Raw genomic sequence first — 20335 nt, 5'->3', positions numbered from 1 at the left:
CGGTCACCCGAGGCCGACCACCACCGTCTTGGCGGCCTTGTCGTGCAGCCCCTGCTTGTAGGGCTTGTCGAAGTAGCTCCAGCCGCCCGCGATCGCGGTCCACACACAGGCGCAGCAGAACGCGAACGGGATCCACAGCACCAGGGCGCGGACCAGCGAGGTCTGCACGGAGGGCGTGGAGCCGTCGGCCAGGTTGGCGACCCGCATGCCGAACCACTTCTTGCCGAGCGTCTGCCCGGTCCGCGCGATCAGGATCGTGTCGTAGGCGACGTAGAGCACGGCCGTGATGATCTCGCGCCCGAGGGTCTTGCCGAACTCGATCTTGTCGGCGTCGACCGTGTACTGGTCGACCCGGAAGGCCCACACCACCAGCGCCACCACGATGTACACCAGCACCATGTCGATGATCCGGGCCAGGGTGCGCCGGCCGCTCTCGGCGAGCGGCGGCATCCCGGCGAGCGGATCCTCCGGGTAACCGCCGTACGCGTCACCGCCCCGGCCGCCGTAGGGGCCGCCGCCGCCCGAGTACGGCGGGGGCGGCTCCCCGTCGTACGGCGTGTCGTACGGCGAGCCCCGCGGCGGCTCCCCCGGGGGTTCGTGCGGCGGCTCCTGCCGGGGGTGTTTCCGGAGCGGATCGTCCTCCGGCGGGCCGCCGGAGCCGGGGGGCGGTTCGGTGGTCATGGCCCGAGTGGAACCCGGGGCCCGGACCACCGCATCCGGCGAGCGGCCGTACGGGTGTCGGCCCGGCCGGGGCCGCGGCGGTCAGCCGGCCACGAACGTATGGGCGGCCTTGTCGTGCCAGCACTGGCGCCACGGCCGGTCGAACGCTCCCCAGACGACGCCCACGACCCCGATCACCAGCAGCCCGGGCACGCTGTAGACGAGCCAGCGCAGCAGGGCCGCGCCGAAGGCCGGGGGCTCGTGGCCCTCGATGTCCCGCACCTGGAGACCGAGCAGCTTCTTGCCCAGCGTGCGCCCCCACTTGGCGGTCGGCAGGGCCTCGTACAGGATCCCGAAGACGAGCAGGACGGCGAGGACGATGCCGAGGTAGACGGAGGTCGTGCCGTCCAGCAGCCAGACCGTGACGGTCCTACCGGTCAGCTCGGCCTCGTCGATCTTCTCGTTGACGTGGTCCAGGGCCTTCACCCCGAGCGGTACGGCGGCGGCCGAGGTGACGGCGGCGAGGACGAGGGTGTCGACCAGACGGGCCGCGAACCGCTTGCCGAGCCCGGCGGGCCGGGCCGCCGCCTGTCTGCGGGCGGCGGCCTGGAAGATGTCCTCGACGGGCGGTTTCCAGGGCGGGGGCTGCTCGTCGGCGCCCGCCAGCCGGTGCACCTGCTGCGCCCAGGAGGACTGACCCCCGCCGGGGCCGGCGGCCATCGGCGCGGACTGCTGCGGGACGCCCGGCGCGGACTGCGGCACGGGCCCGGCCGCCTGCCCGGCGGCGGGCGGGAAGGCACCGGGGCCCTGCGGGGCGAGGCCCGGCTGCGGGGCGGGGGGCGGCTGTACGGCGGGAGACGGTACGGCCGAAGCCTGCGCCGCGGGACCCTGCACCGCAGGCCCCTGCTGGGCCGGCATCCGGGCGGCCGGGCCTTGGAGGCCGGGGGCACCGGCGGCCTGGCCTGGGAGGCCGGAGGCGGCCTGGCCCGGGAGACCGGAGGCGGCCTGGGCCTGCGCCGGGGAGGCCGAAGCCGAGAGGCCCGGGGTGCCCGGCGCCTGCGCCGGGGCAGCCGGGCCCGGGAGACCGGGGGCGGCCTGGCCCGCGAGGCCGGGGGCGGCATGGCCCGGGAGACCGGGGGTGCCCTGGCCCGCGAGGCCAGGGGCGGCATGGCCCGGGAGACCGGGGGCGGCATGGCCCGCGAGGCCAGGGGCAGCCGGGCCCGGGAGGCCAGGGGCGGCATGGCCCGCGAGGCCAGGGGCAGCCGGGCCCGGGAGGCCAGGGGCGGCATGGCCCGCGAGGCCGGGGGTGCTCTGAGCCTGCGCTGTCTGCGCGGCGGCGGCGCGCTCGGCGGCCGCCTTGCCCGCGCCGAAGCCGGGCTTGGCGTTGCCCGCCGCGGCGCCCCCGGCCGCGTCCCGCGCGCCGGGACGGCGGAACACGAACGTCCCTCCCGACGCCACGTCACCGCTCTCCGGCTCGGCCGGCGGGATGGTCGCCGTCCCGTCCGTGCTGGCGGACCAGCCGTCGGGCTGCGCCGGGGACCCCGGGCCGCCCTGCTGGGCCGGCACGCCCGGCTGCGCCAGGGCCCTCGGATCGGCGCCCTGCGGTGCTCCCCAGGACACCCTGCGGTCCTGGTCACCGCCGAAGCCGGACTGGTGGGCGCGGTCCGCGCCCCAGGCCGAGGCGGGCTCGGGGCGGCCGCCGCCGACCTGGTCGGCCGGGTTCGGATCCTCGTCGAAGAAGTGCGGGCCGGTCTCCTCCACGGGTGAGGCCGGAGGAGTGAGCGGCGTACCGTCCGACGGGGCCGGGCGGCTGGTGCCCGGTACCCAGGCGGAGCCGTTCCAGTACCGGACGTATCCGGGGATGGACGGGTCCGGGTAATACCCCTCGCGGGGCCTGTCGTCGCCGGGGGCCGGGGTTGGGGCGCTCATGTCCGTCGTCCCGCTATCTGCTCGGAGGTCGGATGGGGGCATCCACATCTACCAGACGGACGCAACCCCCACCGCCAGTCCCGCCGTACCCGCCCCTTTCCGGGCAACCCCGTGCACACGCTTCACACGTTCGGAACCGTCCGCCACGGCTGTCCGACCGAGTTCGTGGAAAAAAGTTCTCCGAACCCGCGTAATGCTCCGCATCCCTTCCGCTCTCTCCCTCCGTACACATCCGTACGGAGAGGAGAACGACCATGCATCACACCGTGGTGGAGCGCGAACTGGAGCTCCAGCTCATCCTGTCGCCGGAGCGCAGCATCCCCGTCCCGGCCCGGCTGGGCTACCGCAGCGACGACCCGTTCGCCGTGCACGTCATCTTCCACATCAACTCGGATCAGCCCGTCCACTGGACGTTCGCCCGGGAGTTGCTGGTGGAAGGGGTGTTCCGGCCCTGCGGGCACGGGGACGTGCGGGTGTGGCCGACGAAGTCGCAGGGGCGCAGTGTCGTGCTGATGGCGCTCAGTTCGCCGGACGGCGACGCCCTCCTGGAGGCGCCGGCCGCCCAGGTGTCGGCCTGGCTGGAGCGGACGCTGCGGGCGGTGCCGCCGGGCACGGAGGGCGAGCAGCTCGGTCTGGACGAGGGTCTGGCCGAGTTGCTCGCGCAGTGAGCGGGTCCGTGCGCGGGCTTGGGCGCGGGCCTGTGCGCGGGCCTGTGCGCGCGGCTCAGAACAGCTTGCCCGGGTTGAGGATCCCCAGCGGGTCGAACACCTGCTTGACGGCCCGCTGCATCTCCAGCCCCACCGGGCCGATCTCGCGCGCCAGCCACTCCTTCTTCAGGACGCCCACGCCGTGCTCGCCGGTGATGGTGCCGCCGAGTTCCAGGCCGAGCGCCATGATCTCGTCGAAGGACTCGCGGGCGCGCCGGCATTCGTCGGGGTCCTGGGCGTCGAAGCAGACGGTGGGGTGGGTGTTGCCGTCCCCGGCGTGGGCGACGACGCCGATGGTCAGGCGGTGCTTGTCGGCGATCGCCTCGACGCCCTCGATCAGGTCGCCGAGGCGGGAGCGGGGCACGCACACGTCGTCGATCATCGTGGTGCCCTTGACGGCCTCCAGGGCGACGAGGGACGAACGCCGGGCCTGGAGGAGGAGTTCGGACTCCGCCGCGTCGTCGGCCGGGACGACCTGGGTGGCGCCCGCCTGCTCGCAGAGAGCGCCGACGGCGGCGAGGTCGGCGGCCGGGTCGGTGGTGTCGAAGGCCGCCAGCAGGAGGGCCTCGGTGGTCTCGGGCAGACCCATCCGGGTGAGGGCGTTGACCGCCTTGACGGTCGTGCGGTCCATCAGCTCCAGCAGGGACGGCACATGCCCGCCGGCCATGATCCGGCAGACCGCGTCGCAGGCGGCGGCCGCCGACGCGAACTCCGCCGCCAGCACGAGCTGCTGGGGCGGCTTCGGCTTCAGGGCGAGGACGGCGCGGACGACGATGCCGAGGGAGCCCTCGGAGCCCACGAACAGCCGGGTCAGGTCGTACCCGGCGACGCCCTTGGCGGTGCGCCGGCCGGTGGACATCAGCCGCCCGTCGGCGAGGACGACGTCGAGGCCGAGGACGTACTCGGCGGTCACCCCGTACTTCACACAGCACAGACCGCCCGAGGCCGTGCCGATGTTCCCGCCGATCGTGCACATCTCCCAGCTGGAGGGGTCGGGCGGGTAGCAGAGGCCGAGTGCGTCCACCGCGCGGGAGAGGGTGGCGTTGACGACACCCGGTTCGACGACGGCGATGCGGTCGACCGGGCTGATCTCCAGGATGCGGTCCATCCTGGTCAGGGACAGCACCACACAGCCGTCGGTGGCGTTGGCGGCGCCGGACAGACCGGTGCGGGCGCCCTGCGGGACGACGGGCAGGCGCAGCTCGGTGGCGGTGCGCATGACGTGCTGGACCTGTTCGACGGTACGGGGCAGCACGACGACGGCCGGGGTGCCGGCCGGGCAGAAGCTCGCCATGTCGTTGGCGTACGCGGCGGTGACGTCGGGGTCGGTGAGAACGGCGTCGGCGGGCAGGCCGGCGAGCAGACGGTCGAGGAGGTTGCCCGTGGCCTCGTCGCGTGGCGCTTCGATACGGCTCATGATCACAGGTTCGCACCCGGGGCCATCGGTGTGAACCCCGTCCCCGGGGGCCGTCACCTGCCCGGGCGCGGCCCGCGTGCTGCCGCACAGTGAGCGCCATGGACAGCGTCGTACGAAACGAAGAGAACACCGCGCGGGTGGTGCCCTGGTATCGGCGGCGGGCGGCGGTGGGCTCGCTCGTGGGGGGTCTGGTGCTGGCCGGTGGGGCGGCGCTGCTGTGGGCGCCCGGGGAGGGGGCGGGGCGCGGGGCGGCGGCGCCGGCCGCGGGGGCGCGGGCGGGCGCGGCGGTGGGGGCGGGGGTGCCGGCGGCGCTGTCCGGGCTGGCGGAGCTGGTCGCCGCGCGGGAGAGCCGGGTGCGGGAGCATCCCCGGGACGCGGCGTCGTGGGCGGTGCTCGGGGCGGCGTACCTGGAGCAGGGGCGGCGTACCGCCGGGGCGGACGTCCTCTTTCCGAAGGCCGAGCGGGCTCTGCGGACCTCGTTGAAGGTGCGGCCGCGGGGCAACGCCGAGGCCCTGGACGGGCTGGCGGCGCTGGCCGGCGCGCGCCGGGACTTCCCCGCGGCGCTCCGGTGGGCGCAGGAGGCGCGCCAGGCGTCTCCGGCGCGTTGGACGACGTACGGGCAGCTCGTCGACGCGTACACGGGCCTCGGCGACTACAAGAAGGCCCGCGCGGCGCTGGAGCGGCTGCGGAAGCTGCGGTCGGGTCCGGCGGTGCTGGCGCGGGCGGCGGGCGTGTACTGGGAGCAGGGGCTCCGGGAGGACGCGCAGGCGGCGCTGGCCGACGCGGCGGCCGGGGCCTCCTCCCCCGCCGAGGAGGCCGCGTGGCTGGAGCGGGCCGGGCAGCTGGCGTTCGAGCGCGGGGAGCGGGAGAGCGCGCTGCGGCACTTCCGGGCGGCCCTGCGGCTGGATCCGGACCAGTGGGCCGCGCGGGCGGGGCAGGGGCGGGCGCTGGCGGCGCTGGGCCGGACCGGGCCGGCGGTGACCGCGTACCGCGCGGCGCTGGCCGGGCAGCCGCTGCCGCGGTACGCGCTCGAACTGGGCGAGCTGTACGAGTCGCTCGGGCGCGGCCGTGCGGCGCGGGAGCAGTACGCGCTGCTGCGGGAGCGGGTGCGCCGGGACGCGGCGGGCGGGGTGGACGGGGCGCTGGTGCTCGGGCTGTTCGAGGCGGATCACGGCGATCCTGCGTCGGCGGTACGGCGGCTGCGGGCCGAGTGGGAGCGCCAGCCGGGCATCGCGGTGGCGGACGCGCTGGGCTGGGCGCTGCACCGGTCGGGAGCCGACGAGGAGGCGCTGACGTACGCGATGACCGCCACCGACCGGGTGCACGGCGGGGCGGTGCTCAGCGCGTCGTACTCCTACCACCGGGGCATGATCGAACGCGCGCTGGAGCGGACGGCGAACGCCCGCCGGCATCTCGCGGAGGCGCTGCGGCTGAACCCGTACTTCTCCCCGCTGCACGCCCGCACGGCCCGGGCGGCGCTGGCGGGGCTGGGCGAGGTGCCGGACGAGCCGCTGCCGGAGTCCTGACGGACCGTCACCAGTCTTTCAGGATCCACGACTTCTTCTTCGCGATCTACGACTTCTTCTTCGCGGCCTTGTAGTAGAGGGAGAAGCGGCGGGCGCCGGCCGTGCCGGAGGCGAAGCCCATGTAGAGGCGGGAGCCGCGGACGGCCAGGCCTTCGGGTTCGCGGTAGGTGAGGCTCTGGCCGGCGCCGGTGCGGGTGCGCTGGAGGAGTTCGCCGGTGCGGATGTCGAGGCAGGAGAGGTAGGCGTTGCCGCGCCTGGCAGGCGGGTTGGTCACGGCGTCGTAGGCGGTGCCGGCGAGCTGGTAGACGTGGTCGCCGTGCAGGGCGTACCCCTGGAAGGGGATCTTCGGGTCGGGGTGGGCGCCGGTCTGCGCGAAGTCGGCGACGGGGTCGGCGTAGTCGCGGTCCACGAAGGGCTCCAGGTCCCAGACCCGGTAGCGGGCCTTGCCGTTCATCCGGTAGCGGACCGAGAGGCGCTTGGAGGTCATGCAGACCGAGGGCTGGTTGTTGGTGGACCCGGGTATCGGCTTGCGGATCCTGACGTCGGCGGCGGTGCGGACGGCGCCGGGGACGAAGCGGAAGCGGGTGACGCCCTGGCCGTAACCGCCCTGGGAGTCGGCCTCGGTCCAGATCCAGACGGTGCCGTCGGGGGCGTTCTGCACGCCCATGCTGACGCCGTGCCCGAAGCCCTGGAGATACATGTGGCCGAGCGCGTTGCCCTGGTGGTCGAGGCGGTTGAGGCAGAGGTTGCCGGCCGCCTCGCCGCCCTTGCGGACCTGGAGGACGTACAGGTGGCCGTGGCTCTCGTCGAAGGCGAAGGACTGCAGGACCGTGCCCTGCGTGAGGGCCTTGCCGGCCAGCCAGCTCACGGCCGGCACGGCCAGGTCGAAACGGTCGGCCACGGTCCACCCTCGCTTTCGGCGGGGGCCCCGTCGCCGTGACTACAGGTTGCCCCGCTTCGCCTGCTCACGCTCGATCGCCTCGAACAGGGCCTTGAAGTTGCCCTTGCCGAAGCCCATCGATCCGTGGCGTTCGATGATCTCGAAGAACACCGTAGGGCGGTCCTGCACCGGCTTGGTGAAGATCTGGAGGAGATATCCGTCCTCGTCGCGGTCGGCGAGGATCTTCAGCTCGCGCAGGGTCTCCACCGGCACCCGGGTGTCGCCGACCCATTCACCGAACGTGTCGTAGTAGGAGTCGGGGGTGTCGAGGAAGCGGACCCCGGCCGCGCGCAGGGTGCGGACCGTCTGCACGATGTCGTGGGTGTTCAGCGCGATGTGCTGGACGCCCGCGCCGCCGTAGAACTCCAGGTACTCGTCGATCTGCGACTTCCTCTTGGCGATCGCCGGCTCGTTGATCGGGAACTTGACCTTCAGCGTCCCGTCGGCGACGACCTTCGACATCAGCGCGCTGTACTCGGTGGCGATGTCGTCGCCCACGAACTCCTTCATGTTCCTGAAGCCCATGACCTTGTTGTAGAAGCCGACCCATGCGTCCATCCGGCCGAGCTCGACGTTGCCGACGCAGTGGTCGATCGCCTGGAAGGTGCGCTGGGCGGGCGGCTCGACGATCGGGTCGGCGGCGACGAAGCCCGGGAGGTAGGGGCCGTCGTAGCCGGAGCGCTCGACGAGGGTGTGGCGGGTCTCGCCGTAGGTGGCGATCGCGGCGAGGACGACCGTGCCGTGCTCGTCCTTCAGCTCGTACGGCTCGGCGACGGACCGGGCGCCGTGCTCGACCGCGTAGGCGTACGCGGCGCGCGCGTCCGGGACCTCGAGGGCGAGGTCGACGACACCGTCGCCGTGCTCGGCCACATGCCGGGCGAGGAAGTGGCCCCAGGTGGTGGCCGGCTTGACGACGGAGGTGAGGACGAACCGGGCGGAGCCGTTGGTGAGCACGTACGACGCGGTCTCACGGCTGCCGGTCTCCGGCCCCGCGTAGGCGACCAGTTTCATGCCGAAGGCGGTGGAGTAGTAGTGCGCCGCCTGTTTGGCGTTGCCCACGGCGAAGACGACCGCGTCCATTCCCCCGACCGGGAAGGGATCGGCCTGCCGGGCGGTCTCGGGAGCATGGTGTGTGATCTGCGTCATAGCGGAAGCCTCACTCCGGGGCGCAAGGTGCGCAACAGTTCGCCTCTTCGCCGGACAATCCGTCCAGCGGTACGACGGTTTCGGCGGGCTTTCCGTACAGGGTGACCATCTGGGAGGCGGGCGTGTCGATCGATCATCTGGACGGCCGGATCATCGTGCTGCTGGCGCGGGAGCCGAGGATCGGGGTGCTGGAGATGTCCCGGCGGCTGGGGGTGGCCCGGGGGACCGTGCAGGCCCGGCTGGACCGGCTCCAGTCGAACGGGGTCATCCGGGGCTTCGGGCCGGAGGTGGACCCGGCGGCCATCGGCTACCCGGTGACGGCCTTCGCCACCCTCCAGATCCGCCAGGGCCAGGGGACGGACGTACGGGCCCACCTCGCGACCGTCCCCGAGGTGCTGGAGCTGCACACCACCACCGGCAGCGGCGACATGCTGTGCCGGCTGGTGGCCCGCTCCAACGCCGATCTCCAGCGGGTCATCGACCGGGTCGTCGGTTTCGAGGGGATCGTCCGGGCGTCGACGGCGATCGTGATGGAGAACGCGGTGCCGTTGCGGATCATCCCGTTGGTGGAGCAGGCGGCTTCCGAGGGGGATTGAGGGCGCGACTTACAAAGAAGGCGTTGCAAAGGGTTCTTTGCAACGCTACTTTTGCATGCATGGCCGATGAAGCGACCTCCCGGCATCTGGACGCCCGATCCCTGCGGGGGCTCGCCCATCCTCTCCGGATGCAACTGCTCGCCGCCCTGCGCCGGGGCGGGCCCGCCACCGCCTCCCAACTGGCCGCGAAACTGGGCGAGTCGAGCGGCTCGACCAGCTACCACCTGCGGCAGCTCGCCACGCACGGCTTCGTCGAGGACGCCCCGGAGCAGGGCAAGGGGCGCGAGCGGTGGTGGCGGGCGGTGGACCAGAGCCTGATGTTCGACGAGACGCTGCTCAGGGACCCCGATCCCGAGGTGCGGGGCGCCGCGGCCGTGTTCGGCTACGAAGTCGCCAACATCCACACCCAGGAGCTCACCACCTGGCTGGGCAACCGGCACGCCTACCCCGAGGAATGGGACAGCGCGAGCGATCTGAGCGACTTCCACGGGCGGCTCACGCCCGAGGTGGCCCGCGAGCTCATCCAGAAGATGCACGAGCTGATCGAGAGCTACCGGCCGATGTCCGAGGACACCCCGGGCGCCCAGACGGTCCGCATCCACACACACCTCTTCCCCAGCCCCCCGCTGTGAAAGGCGACCACCCCATGCATCCCGAGACCCACCTCGCCCTCCACCACGCCCGCGCCGCCGAGCTGCACGCCTTAGCCGCCGCCCACCGTCTCGCCGCCTCGGCCGGGCACCCCCGTGCGCTGCGGACGCGCCTGGGCTGGACCCTCGTAGAAGTGGGACTGCGGCTGGCCACCCCGAGGCCGGCCGCCCTGGCGCCTAGCAGCTAGGCACGGACCCCTTGCCGCCCTCCAGGGCGGTGAGCGCGTTCACCGCGCCCTTGAGGGTGGTCACCGGGATCAGCCGGAGCCCCTTGGGCAGCTCGGACTTGGCTTCGCGGCACTCGTCCTTCGGCACCAGGAAGACGGTCGCCCCGTCCCGGCGCGCGGCCTGGGTCTTCAGGGAGACGCCCCCGACCGCACCGACCGTCCCGGCCGCGTCGATGGTGCCCGTACCGGCGACGGTGCGGCCGCCGGTGAGATCGCCGCCGGTGCCGTTGCCGTCCAGCTTGTCGACGATGCCCAGCGAGAACAGCAGCCCCGCGCTCGGACCGCCGACGTCCGACAGCTTCAGCGTGACCTTGATGCCGTCGTCCGTACGGTCGAGGTAGCGCAGGGCGGCCTGCGTGGCCGCGTCCTGGGACTCCTCCATCTGCTGGGTGTTGTGCTGCTCGATCTCCTTGGTGGACTGACCGCTGGGGTAGACCGAGTCGCGCGGCATGATCGCCTGGTCGGTGCGGAACCAGCCGTCGATCACATCGCCCAGCCGGACGTCGGCATCGGGGCCGGTCGCCTCGATCGTCGTCATCCGCAGCTGCCCCGAGGTGTCCCGGGTCGGCGCGCCGGAGATCGTGATCACCTCGGTGCCCTGGTTCTCGCCCAGTACGTTGGCCGTCATGCCGGGCTGCGCCACCGAGAACGGCAGCGGCGCGAACACCGCCGTCGCGAGCAGCCCCACGAGGGGCACAGCACAGACGGCGACGGCCTGGAGACGCGTGAGACGAGAGAGCACGGGGTCAATGTAACCGGCGTGGGTGTGGACACGGCCGCGGAGGTGATCCCTCAGCGCAGCGCCTCCGCCACCTCCCGGGCCGCGTCCACCACCCGCGGCCCCACCCGCTCCGGCACCGCGTCCGCCAGCATCACCACACCCACGCTGCCCTCGACCCCGGTCACCCCGAGCAGCGGCGCCGCGGCCCCGCTCGCCCCCGCCTCCAGTTCCCCGTGCGTCAGCGTGTACTCCGGCTCCCCCGCCAGTCGCTGCCGCGCGGCGAGAATCGCCCGCCCCGCGGCCCCGCGGTCCAGCGGATGCCGGAACCCGGCCCGGTACGCCACGTGGTAGTCCGTCCACGACGGCTCGACGACGGCCACGGCCAGCGCGTCCGCGCCGTCCACCAGCGTCAGATGCGCGGTCGCCCCTATGTCCTCGGCCAGCGAACGCAGCGCGGGCAGCGCCGCCTCCCGGACCAGCGGATGCACCTGGCGGCCCAGCCGCAGCACCCCGAGGCCCACCCGGGCTCGCCCGCCCAGATCACGCCGTACGAGCGCGTGCTGCTCCAGCGTGGCGAGCAGCCGGTACACGACGGTCCGGTTCACGCCCAGTTTCTGGGAGAGCTCGGTGACGGTCAGCCCGTGGTCGGTGTCGGCCAGCAGCTTGAGGACCTTCAGTCCCCGGTCGAGCGTCTGGGAAGTCTCCGCGGTCACGACGCCCACTCCTTCAGTGGTGAGGTCGGCGGCCCCCGTCGCGGCGGATGCGTCACCGAGTCCCGTCAGTGACGCGCTTGAGAGGCCGCCGATCGGCAGAGGGGCCCGGCATGTCCGGGCCCGGTCGCTTCACGGCTGCGCTCCGCGGCGGCGCTGCCACGGGGCGTGTGCGTAGCGGGACAGTAGCGAAGCAGGTTCGCTGAGCGGAAGAGAACGTCCAGAATCCGGTCAATGACCGGTACGGACTACTGGTATTTGGCGCACTTTTACCGTGAAATGTCGGACCGCGAACAGCGCACAGAAAGCGCACAGAACGGCACAGGGCCTCACTTCATGCGGGTGGCCCACTCCTGGACCTTGGCGATGCGCTGTCGCAACTGTCCCGCCGTCGCCTCCGCGCTCGCCGGCCCGCCGCACACCCGCCGCAGCTCGGTGTGGACGACCCCGTGCGGCTTGCCGCTCTGGTGGACGTACGCGCCGACCATCGTGTTGAGCTGCCGCCGCAGCTCCATCAGTTCCTTGTGCGAGACGACCGGCCGCCGCTCGGCCGGCAGCTCCAGCAGGTCGGCCTCGGTGTCCGGCCTCTTCCTGCTGTGGGCGATCTGCTTCGCCTGCCGCTTCTGGAGCAGCAGCTGCACCTGCTCGGGCTCCAGGAGCCCCGGGATGCCGAGGTAGTCCTGCTCCTCCTCGCTCCCCGGGTGCGCCTGCATGCCGAACTCGGCGCCGTTGTACATGACCCGGTCGAAGACGGCCTCGGACTCCAGCGCCTCGAAGGCGAACTGCTCCTGCTCGCCGGTGTCCTCGTCCTGCTGCTTCTCCGCCTCCTGGAGGAGCTTGTCCTCCTCGGCGTACGGGTCCTCCTCGCCCTCCTTCCTGGGCTTGTCGAGGGCGTGGTCGCGCTCGACCTCCATCTCGTTGGCGAAGCCCAGCAGATCGGGCACGGTCGGCAGGAACACGGACGCGGTCTCGCCGCGCCGCCGCGACCGCACGAAACGCCCGACGGCCTGCGCGAAGAAGAGGGGGGTGGAGATGGTGGTGGCGTACACCCCGACCGCGAGCCGGGGCACGTCGACGCCCTCGGACACCATCCGGACCGCGACCATCCACCGGTCGGTGCTGCCGCTGAAGTCGTCGATCCGGTTGGAGGCGCCGGCGTCGTCGGAGAGCACCAGGGTCGCCTTGCTGCCGGTGATCTCCCGGATCAGCTTGGCGTACGCCCGCGCCGAGTCCTGGTCGGAGGCGATGACGAGGGCGCCCGCGTCCGGGATGGACTTCCTGACCTCGGTGAGCCGCTGGTCGGCGGCGCGCAGCACGCTCGGCATCCACTCGCCGCGCGGATCCAGGGCCGTACGCCACGCCTGGCTGATGGCGTCCTTCGTCATCGGCTCGCCGAGCCGCGCCGCGATCTCGTCACCGGCCTTGGTCCGCCAGCGCATGTTGCCGCTGTAGGAGAGGAAGATGACCGGCCGCACGACATGGTCGGCGAGCGCCGAGCCGTAGCCGTAGGTGTAGTCGGCGGAGGACCGCCGGATCCCGTCGGTGCCCTCCTCGTACGTCACGAAGGGGATCGGGTTGGTGTCCGACCGGAAGGGCGTACCGGTGAGCGCGAGACGGCGGGTGGCCGGCTCGAACGCCTCCAGGCACGCCTCGCCCCAGGACTTGGAGTCACCGGCGTGGTGGATCTCGTCGAGGATGACGAGGGTCTTGCGCTGCTCGCTGCGGTTGCGGTGCAGCATCGGCCGTACGCCGACGCCCGCGTACGTCACCGCGACGCCGTGGTAGTCCTTGCTGAGCGGTCCGGCGCTGTACTCGGGGTCGAGCCGGATCCCTATCCGCGCGGCCGCCTCCGCCCACTGCTTCTTCAGATGCTCGGTGGGCGCGACCACGGTCACCTGCTGCACGACATGGTGGTGCAGCAACCAGGAGGCCAGCGTCAGCGCGAAGGTCGTCTTGCCTGCGCCGGGGGTGGCGACGGCGAGGAAGTCGCGCGGCTGCTCCTGGATGTACTTCTCCATCGCCCCCTGCTGCCAGGCCCGCAGTTTGCTGGCGGTACCCCAGGGGGCGCGGCCCGGGAAGGCGGGAGAGAGGTGGTGGGAGTGCGAGGTGGAGGTGGCGGCGGTGGTAGTCACGGTCTCCGGTTCGGGGTCGAATGGGAGGGGTCGCGCGCAGCGCGTCGGTCAGGGTGGTGGCGTGCGACGGGCGCGCGGCTCGGCACGGCAACGTATGACAACCGGGCCACCCTACCGGCGGCCCCGGACCGGCAGCGCTCGAACCGGGCCGGGGCGGCACAGGGTGGGACCCACGTCACAGCGCCCGCAGCCGCTCCGCGATCACCCCGATCTCGGCCTCCGCGCCGGAGGCGACATCGATGACCAGGTCGTACGCCGCCTCCTGGTCGCAGCCGGCGAGGTCCACGCCGTGCAGGGCGAGAAAGGTCACGGCGGCGAGCCAGGCGGCGCGTTTGTTGCCGTCCACGAGGGGGTGGTTCGTGGCGAGGGCGTGCAGCAGCGCGGCCGCCTGCTCGTGCAGGTCCTCGTAGGCGACCGTGCCGAACATCCGGGCCCGCGGCCGGTGCACGGCGGAGGCGAGCAGGCCCGGCGCGCGGGCCTCGGGGGCCCGTCCGCCGAAGGCGATCCGGGCGATGTCGGTGACCTCGGCCACGGTGAGGTGCCTCGTCGTGGCCGGTGCAGTGGGCTCCGTGCTCATTCCCCGAGCCTCCTCAGCAACGCGGCATGGGCCCCGGCGAGCCCTTCGGCGACCTCCCGCACCCTGGCCCCCTCCGCACCCAGACGCGCGCGTACGGCGTCCAGCACGATGTCCTCCGGCCCGCACCCGGTGGCGTCCGCGAGGTCCACGAGGGCACGGTGGAGGTCGGGTTCGAGGGGGAGCGAGAGCACGGTGGTACGAACCGGGGGCGGAGAGGGGGCGGGGGCCGAAGTGGGCGCCGGGGCCGGAGTGAGGGGCTGCATGGGGGTGAGGGTAGGAAGGGGCGGGGCGGAGGGCGAGGGGATTTAGGGGGCGATGAATTCGGCAGGCGGCGGACGGGGAAGGTGGCGAGTGTGAAAGACGGCGGACGCGGGGGGCGGCGAGTGTGAAAGACGGCGGACGCGGAGGACGGCGAGCGTCAAAGGCGGCGGACGCGGAGGGCGGCGCGCAAGTCGCGTGCCCGTCAGGCCGCCCGCCCCGGCCGTACCCCGAAGCCGCACCACTCCGCCCAGCCTCACCCTGAGCCGCACCACTCAGCTCGGCCTCCCCCGCCCTCCCCTGAGCCGCACCACTCAGCCCGGCCTCCGCCCCCCCCTGAGCCGCACCACTCAGCTCGGCCTCCGCCGCCCCCCGTGAGCCGCACCACTCAAGCCGTCGCCCCCGCAGGGCGCCGCTCGTCGAGTCGCGTGGTGACCCAGGCCCCGATCAGGGCCACGACGGCCATCGGCAGGAAGACGGCGGCGAAGGCGGCCGGATGCGAGGACCCCGCGGCGGACCCCCCAGTGGTGGCCGCCGCCGCGGCCGTGTGCGCGACGCTCCCGCCGCCGAGCGCCGCGAAGGCCGCACCGCCGGCCGCGAGCAGCAGCGCGTTGGACAGGCCGTCCGAGATCTGGAGCGCGGCGGAGTGGGCACCGGCCTCCTCCGGTGCCGACAGCTTCAGCAGCAGCACGCTGGTGGAGGAGATCACGAGGCCCATCCCGAAGCACCCGACCCCCCAGGCGACGGCCACGGTCCAGGCGGGCACGGAGGGCACGAGCACCGTGGGCGCGGTGGCGATCGCCGCGGCGACGAGCACCATCCCGGCCGTCATCAGCCGCTCCCGGTACGGCTCCGCCCAGGCCCGGGTCTGCACCCACGAGCCCAGCGCCCACGTCCCGCCGGAGGCGGCGAGCGAGAACCCGGCGAGCGTCGGGCTCAGCCCGCGCTCGGTGACGAGCATGAGCGGGACGAAGGCCTCGGCGGAGATGAAGGCCCCGGCGGCGAGGCCGCGCAGCAGCACCACGGACGGCAGCCCGCGGGCCGCCCGCCAGGTCCCGCGCGGCAGCAGCCCGAGCACGGCCGGCACGAGCAGCGCGAGCCCGGCCGCGAGGGGGAGGAGGGAGAGGGGCCGCGGCTCCTGGGCGCCGTACTGGAGCAGTCCGGCCCCGAGGGAGATCATCAGGGCGAGCCGGATCCGCCGCCCGTCGAAGGCGGGCGCGGGCCCCTCCCCCACGGCTCCGCCGGCCCGCCGCCGTATCTGCGGCAGCGCGAGGGCCAGCGGGGGCAGGACGAGCACGGGTATCCCGAGGAACACCCACCGCCACCCGAGCTGTTCGGTCACGGCCCCCGCCGCGAGCGGCCCGACGATGGACGGGACGACCCAGCAGGCGGCGAAGGAGGCCATGATGGCCGGTCGCAACCGCTCCGGGTACGCCCGCCCCACCACCACGTACAGGGCGACGATCACCAGCCCACCCCCGAGCCCCTGCACGGCCCGCCCGAGGATGAACACCCACATGCTCGCCGCGGTCCCCGCCACCACCAGCCCGGCCCCGAAGGCGGCGATCCCGCTCCCCAGCGCGCCGAGCGGCCCCCGCCGGTCCGACCACTGCCCGGCGAGGACCATCCCGAACAGGCTGGTGGTGAAGTACCCGGAGAACGCGAAGGCGTACAACGACACCCCGCCGAGCTCCCGGGCCGCGACCGGCATGGCGGTGCCCACCGCCGTGGCCTCGAACGCGATGAGCAGCACCACGGAGACGATCCCGACGGTGAGCGCCCGGTAGTCCCTCCCGAGCACCCGCTCCCCGTCGGGGGCGCCGGCACTCGCACACGCGTCGTCCACGACCTCGGCGTCGCGGGGTTCCAGGGCTGTCATGCCCGCAAGCGTAAGGTCCGCCAGCGACATTGACCCCTGTCAAAGGGCGGACCTCGGTCTCCACCCTTGGTCGTACGCCTCCCCCGTTCATGAACGCAACATGGCAGCCTCGTTGCAGCGCCCCGGTTCCCCTTGAGCCGCCCTCCACCCGCCCCATACGGTCATCACACCGAGACGGAACGGGCCCCAACCCCCGCTCCCTCCCCGGCCGTGTGCCCGAGTGGCTTAGGGACTCGCCTGCAAAGCGAGGTACGTGGGTTCAATTCCCGCCACGGCCTCCCACACCGCCGTACGGCCGGTCACCTCTGTGTGGCCGGTCGTACGGCCGTCCGCGCGTCGGATGCCGTCCGCCGGTGGCCAAACCCCGTACTGTTCCCCGGATTTAACCTCCGCCCCCTTGGCGGTCTCTCCTCTACGCGCGTAACTTGAGCCGACCCCCACAGGTTTCACGAAATCGGCCGTACCGACGACGTACGAGGAGACCGCCAGCGTGTCCAGAACCGCAGGGAGCAGAACCCGCCGTAGCGTCAACACCCTGATATCCGTGGGTGTGGCCGGCGCGTTTGCCATCGTCTCGCTTCCCGCCGCCTACGCGACGCCGTCCGCCGCGGTGGTGATCTCCGAGGTGTACGGCGGTGGCGGCAACTCGGGGGCGACCCTGACCCGGGACTTCGTCGAGCTCGGCAACGCGGGGTCGGCGGCGTACGACCTGGGCGGGTACAGCGTGCAGTACCTGCCCGGTTCGCCGTCCTCGTCCTCGACGTGGCAGGTGACCGCGCTGAGCGGGTCCGTCGCGCCGGGCGGGCGGTTCCTCGTCGCCGAGGCGGCCGGGTCCGGGGGGACGACCGCTCTGCCGACCGCCGACGCCACCGGTTCCATCGCCATGAGCGCGACGAGCGGCACCCTCGCGCTCGTCTCCGGCACCACCGCGCTGACCTGCAAGACCGCCGCCGACTGCGCCGCCGACGGCCGGATCGTGGACCTCGTGGGGTACGGCACCGCGGTCGTCCGGGAGGGCAGCGGGCCGGTCACCGGGGCCTCCAACACCGCCTCCGTCGCGCGTGGCGCCTCCCTCGCGGACACCGACGACAACGCCGTCGATCTCACGGCCGGGACGCCTTCGCCCGTCAACTCGGCGGGGCAGACGCCCGGTTCGGGTGAGGGTGACGGGGGCGGCGGGGGAGACGACCCCACGCAGCCGGGGACCGTCCGCATCCATGACATCCAGGGCACCACCCGGCTCTCCCCGCTCGCCGGGCAGACCGTCACCCGGGTCCCGGGCATCGTCACCGGCGTCCGGGCGTCCGGGTCGAAGGGGTACTGGATCCAGGATCCGGCCGCCGACACCGACCCCCGGACCAGTGAGGGCGTGTTCGTCTACACCGGGTCCGTCACCCCCACCGTCGCGGTCGGTGACTCGGTGCTGGTCAGCGGCAAGGTGAGCGAGTACTACCCGAGCAGCACCAGCCAGTCCGTCACCGAGCTCACCGGTGCGACGGCGACCGTGCTGTCCAGCGGGAACGCCCTGCCCGCCGCCGTGACCCTGGACGCCACGAGTGTGCCGTCCGCCTACATCCCCACGGCCGGGGGCGGCAGCATCGAGTCCCTCGCCCTCGAACCGGCCGTGTACGCGCAGGACTTCTACGAGGCCAACGAGGGCATGCGGGTCGCGTTCTCCGACGCGCGGGTCGTCGGCGCCGCCAACTCGTACGGCGAGATGTGGGTGACCGTCAAGCCGGACGAGAACCCGACCGTGCGCGGGGGTGCCCTGTACTCGTCGTACGACCGGCCCAACACCGGGCGGATCGAGGTGATGTCGCTCGACTCCGGCACCGCCTACCCGGCCGCCGATGTCGGCGACGAGCTGTCCGGCACCACCACCGGCCCCCTCGACTACTCCACCTACGGCGGCTACAACGTCCAGGCCACCCAGCTCGGCACCCGCGTCGACCACGGGCTGAAGCAGGAGGTGACCCGCCGGCAGAAGGGCGACGAGCTGGCCGTCGCCACCTACAACGTGGAGAACCTGGACGCGCTGGACGACCAGACGAAGTTCGACCGGCTCGCCCAGGGCGTCGCGGTCAACCTCAGCTCTCCCGACATCGTCGCCCTGGAGGAGATCCAGGACGACAACGGCGCCACCGACGACGGCACCGTCACCTCCGAGGCCACCCTCACCCGCTTCACCGACGCCATCCGCGCGGCCGGCGGCCCCCGCTACCGGTGGCGCTACATCGCCCCCGTCAACGACCAGGACGGCGGCGAGCCCGGCGGCAACATCCGTCAGGTCTTCCTGTTCAACCCCAAGCGGGTCTCCTTCACCGACCGGGCGGGCGGGGACGCGACCACGGGCACGAGCGTCGTGAAGTCGCGCAAGGGCGTGCACCTCACCTACTCGCCCGGCCGGATCGACCCGACGAGCGACGCCTGGAGCAGCAGCCGCAAGCCGCTGGTCGGTGAGTTCGTCTTCCACGGCGAGTCCGTGTTCGTGATCGCCAACCACTTCACCTCCAAGGGCGGCGACCAGCCCCTGCACGGCCGCTACCAGCCGCCGGCCCGCAGCTCCGAGACCCAGCGTCAGGCGCAGGCGGCCGAGGTGAACACCTTCGTGAAGTCGCTGCTCGCCGCCGACAAGAACGCCAAGGCGGTGGTTCTCGGCGACCTCAACGACTACGAGTTCTCCCAGACGGTGAGCACCCTCACCGAGGGCAAGGTACTCACCCCGCTGATCACCACCCTGCCGGCCGCCGAGCGCTACACCTACGTGTACGACGGCAACTCGCAGACCCTGGACCACATCCTGACGAGCCCGGCGGTCACCCGCTTCGACTACGACGTGGTGCACCTCAACGCCGAGTTCGCCGACCAGGCCAGCGACCACGACCCGCAGATCGTGCGGATCGACGTCAACCGGTGCCGTTAGGCATACAGCCCTCCGCCCGGCTCGTCCTCGAACATCTCCGGCCAGTAGCGCCAGCCGTCGTCGGTGGGGGTGTTCGGGGTCGGGTCGCAGGCGACCGGGTCCACGGCTGCCAGGGTGCGGCACATCGTCTCGGCGAGCTGGTCGTAGGCCTCGGTGAGTTCGTGGACCGCGTCCAGGGCCTTCTCCCGGCGGATCAGCCAGAGGGTGAACGCCAGGGTGGAGACATCGGCGTTGAGCGGGCGCAGGGCGAGGTCCGGCTCGCTCCAGCTGAGCACCGCGCCCGAGTCGCCGTCGACGACCAGGCTGGTGTCCTCCAGGAGGTGGCCGAGGCGGATCAGCCGGTCCGCGTTGAGCGGGAGCCGCTCGTCGGTGAGGACGCCCTCGTAGGCGTCGGCGCAGTACTCGGCGAGGGTCTGCAGCGGCATGTCCGTCTCCAGCGAGAACCAGACGACCTCCTCCGGCAGGCCCACCTCGCACAGGAAGCGGCGGGTCGGGGCGTGGCTGAGGGCCTTGGGGCAATCGACGTCCTCGAAGCGGGCGATCTCACCGCCGCCGAACTCGTCCTCCAGGAGGCGGGGCGGCAGGTCCAGGGCCAGTCCGGACGCGGTGCCGGGGCCGGCCACCAGGGCGAGCGGGCGGATCACGGCGGCCAGCTTCCAGAACAGACCGGTGCCGTCGCCGGCCGCCCCCGCCTCGAACACGGCGAGGAGCTGCCGGCTCGCCTCGGCGACCGCCTGCGGGCCCAGCCGGCCCGCGTAGGAGGCGAACTGGCCGCGCAGGGCGGCGAGTTCGTCCACCGCCGTGGCGAAGCGCAGCAGCTTCTCCAGGGAGGGGGCCAGGGGACGGGTGTCCATCAGGTCGGGGCGGTCGTGCAGGAAGTACGTCGTGGAGATCTCGCCCGTCGCGCCGTCCAGCAGGACGGACTCCCGCTCGCGGCCGTCGGTGCCCAGGATGCCGCCTATCACCAGGCGGTCCCGCAGCTCCGCCGCCAGCCGGCCCTCGGGGTCGCCAGTGGAGTCGGCGACGGTGCGCAGGCCGTCCGTGCGCAGCGCCTCGAACGTCAGCAGGCCGCCCTCGCCCGGCAGTCCGGGGCCGGTCAGCCAGCGGCGCGTCGCGGCGTGCGTGACGTAGGGGTTCAGCTCGTCATCGGTGAAAACGATCGTGGTGGTGCTCCTGGTCGTGCTCATCGGTCCCCCGTGCGTGAAAGGTGCGTGCGCCGTCCCACTGCTCCGCAGCCTACGCGGGCCCACTGACAATGGCCCCGACCTGCGACGACGCCTCGGCGGCGGCAGCCGCCCCCACTGAAGAGACGTCAAACCACCCTGGCGCGTTCCCTT

Annotated in this window: 18 protein-coding genes and 1 tRNA gene; 7 read left to right on the top strand and 12 right to left on the bottom strand. The window is 73.0% G+C overall.

Features of this window, described 5'->3' with window-relative positions:
- Positions 1 to 3 precede the first annotated feature (3 nt).
- Positions 4 to 681: an RDD family protein gene (locus ABZ490_RS08535; RefSeq protein WP_358986277.1), complete on the bottom strand. Its 678-nt coding sequence runs from the start codon at positions 679 to 681 to the stop codon at positions 4 to 6.
- Between the two features lie 81 nt (positions 682 to 762).
- Positions 763 to 2589, bottom strand: a complete 1827-nt coding sequence (locus ABZ490_RS08530; protein WP_358986274.1) for an RDD family protein — start codon at positions 2587 to 2589, stop codon at positions 763 to 765.
- A gap of 254 nt (positions 2590 to 2843) precedes the next feature.
- Between ABZ490_RS08530 and ABZ490_RS08525 the strand changes: the two genes are divergently transcribed.
- The gene (locus ABZ490_RS08525; RefSeq protein ID WP_358986271.1) at positions 2844 to 3257 is read left to right on the top strand and encodes an SsgA family sporulation/cell division regulator; all 414 of its coding nucleotides are present in this window, start codon (positions 2844 to 2846) and stop codon (positions 3255 to 3257) included.
- 55 nt (positions 3258 to 3312) lie between these two features.
- On the opposite strand, the gene ABZ490_RS08520 is transcribed toward ABZ490_RS08525, so the two are convergent.
- Positions 3313 to 4719 carry an FAD-linked oxidase C-terminal domain-containing protein gene (locus ABZ490_RS08520; protein WP_358986268.1) on the bottom strand — a complete coding sequence of 469 codons (1407 nt, stop codon included), beginning with the start codon at positions 4717 to 4719 and terminating at the stop codon, positions 3313 to 3315.
- Positions 4720 to 4811: 92 nt separating this feature from the next.
- Between ABZ490_RS08520 and ABZ490_RS08515 the strand changes: the two genes are divergently transcribed.
- The gene (locus ABZ490_RS08515) at positions 4812 to 6239 is read left to right on the top strand and encodes a tetratricopeptide repeat protein (RefSeq protein ID WP_358986265.1); all 1428 of its coding nucleotides are present in this window, start codon (positions 4812 to 4814) and stop codon (positions 6237 to 6239) included.
- A 46-nt stretch (positions 6240 to 6285) separates the two neighbouring features.
- On the opposite strand, the gene ABZ490_RS08510 is transcribed toward ABZ490_RS08515, so the two are convergent.
- Positions 6286 to 7140, bottom strand: coding sequence for a Teichoic acid biosynthesis protein C (Precursor) (locus tag ABZ490_RS08510; RefSeq protein WP_358986262.1), 855 nt, complete (start codon positions 7138 to 7140; stop codon positions 6286 to 6288).
- Positions 7141 to 7179: 39 nt separating this feature from the next.
- A complete protein-coding gene (hppD, locus tag ABZ490_RS08505; RefSeq protein ID WP_358986259.1) occupies positions 7180 to 8325 on the bottom strand; it encodes a 4-hydroxyphenylpyruvate dioxygenase in 1146 nt (381 codons plus the stop codon).
- A gap of 122 nt (positions 8326 to 8447) precedes the next feature.
- On the opposite strand from hppD, the gene ABZ490_RS08500 reads away from it, so the two are divergent.
- The 3 genes from ABZ490_RS08500 to ABZ490_RS08490 are packed head-to-tail and all read left to right on the top strand — an operon-like array spanning position 8448 to position 9759.
- Positions 8448 to 8921: an Lrp/AsnC family transcriptional regulator gene (locus ABZ490_RS08500; RefSeq protein WP_358986256.1), complete on the top strand. Its 474-nt coding sequence runs from the start codon at positions 8448 to 8450 to the stop codon at positions 8919 to 8921.
- 59 nt (positions 8922 to 8980) lie between these two features.
- Positions 8981 to 9553, top strand: coding sequence for a helix-turn-helix domain-containing protein (locus tag ABZ490_RS08495; RefSeq protein WP_358986253.1), 573 nt, complete (start codon positions 8981 to 8983; stop codon positions 9551 to 9553).
- Between the two features lie 14 nt (positions 9554 to 9567).
- Positions 9568 to 9759 (top strand): hypothetical protein, encoded by a 192-nt coding sequence (locus ABZ490_RS08490; protein WP_358986250.1) that lies wholly within the window; start codon positions 9568 to 9570, stop codon positions 9757 to 9759.
- On the opposite strand, the gene ABZ490_RS08485 is transcribed toward ABZ490_RS08490, so the two are convergent.
- From ABZ490_RS08485 to ABZ490_RS08460, 6 genes are all read right to left on the bottom strand, one after another.
- Positions 9749 to 10540, bottom strand: a complete 792-nt coding sequence (locus ABZ490_RS08485) for a S16 family serine protease (RefSeq protein ID WP_358986246.1) — start codon at positions 10538 to 10540, stop codon at positions 9749 to 9751. The two genes, ABZ490_RS08490 and ABZ490_RS08485, sit on opposite strands and share 11 nt — an antisense overlap.
- Before the next feature lie 50 nt (positions 10541 to 10590).
- Positions 10591 to 11232 carry a helix-turn-helix domain-containing protein gene (locus ABZ490_RS08480; protein ID WP_358986243.1) on the bottom strand — a complete coding sequence of 214 codons (642 nt, stop codon included), beginning with the start codon at positions 11230 to 11232 and terminating at the stop codon, positions 10591 to 10593.
- Between the two features lie 326 nt (positions 11233 to 11558).
- The gene (locus ABZ490_RS08475) at positions 11559 to 13361 is read right to left on the bottom strand and encodes a DEAD/DEAH box helicase (protein ID WP_358986240.1); all 1803 of its coding nucleotides are present in this window, start codon (positions 13359 to 13361) and stop codon (positions 11559 to 11561) included.
- A 175-nt stretch (positions 13362 to 13536) separates the two neighbouring features.
- The gene (locus ABZ490_RS08470) at positions 13537 to 13938 is read right to left on the bottom strand and encodes a type II toxin-antitoxin system death-on-curing family toxin (protein WP_358986237.1); all 402 of its coding nucleotides are present in this window, start codon (positions 13936 to 13938) and stop codon (positions 13537 to 13539) included.
- Complete coding sequence (locus tag ABZ490_RS08465; protein WP_358986234.1) at positions 13935 to 14201, bottom strand: hypothetical protein; 267 nt, start codon at positions 14199 to 14201, stop codon at positions 13935 to 13937. The genes ABZ490_RS08470 and ABZ490_RS08465 overlap by 4 nt, the downstream gene beginning before the upstream one ends.
- A gap of 383 nt (positions 14202 to 14584) precedes the next feature.
- Entirely contained in the window at positions 14585 to 16075 is a 1491-nt protein-coding gene (locus tag ABZ490_RS08460; protein WP_358986231.1) for an MFS transporter, read from the bottom strand.
- Between the two features lie 206 nt (positions 16076 to 16281).
- Here ABZ490_RS08460 and ABZ490_RS08455 point away from each other — a divergent pair.
- Together ABZ490_RS08455 and ABZ490_RS08450 are read left to right on the top strand one after the other, a co-directional pair.
- Positions 16282 to 16353: transfer RNA gene (locus tag ABZ490_RS08455), tRNA-Cys, on the top strand.
- Between the two features lie 212 nt (positions 16354 to 16565).
- Positions 16566 to 18998, top strand: coding sequence for a lamin tail domain-containing protein (locus tag ABZ490_RS08450; RefSeq protein WP_358986229.1), 2433 nt, complete (start codon positions 16566 to 16568; stop codon positions 18996 to 18998).
- On the opposite strand, the gene ABZ490_RS08445 is transcribed toward ABZ490_RS08450, so the two are convergent.
- Positions 18995 to 20185, bottom strand: coding sequence for an SUKH-4 family immunity protein (locus tag ABZ490_RS08445; RefSeq protein ID WP_358986226.1), 1191 nt, complete (start codon positions 20183 to 20185; stop codon positions 18995 to 18997). The two genes, ABZ490_RS08450 and ABZ490_RS08445, sit on opposite strands and share 4 nt — an antisense overlap.
- Positions 20186 to 20335 lie beyond the last annotated feature (150 nt).

It is taken from the genome of Streptomyces sp. NPDC005811, assembly GCF_040630405.1.
In the GTDB taxonomy this organism is placed as follows: domain Bacteria; phylum Actinomycetota; class Actinomycetes; order Streptomycetales; family Streptomycetaceae; genus Streptomyces.
This window is presented reverse-complemented; position numbering and strand designations above follow the sequence as displayed.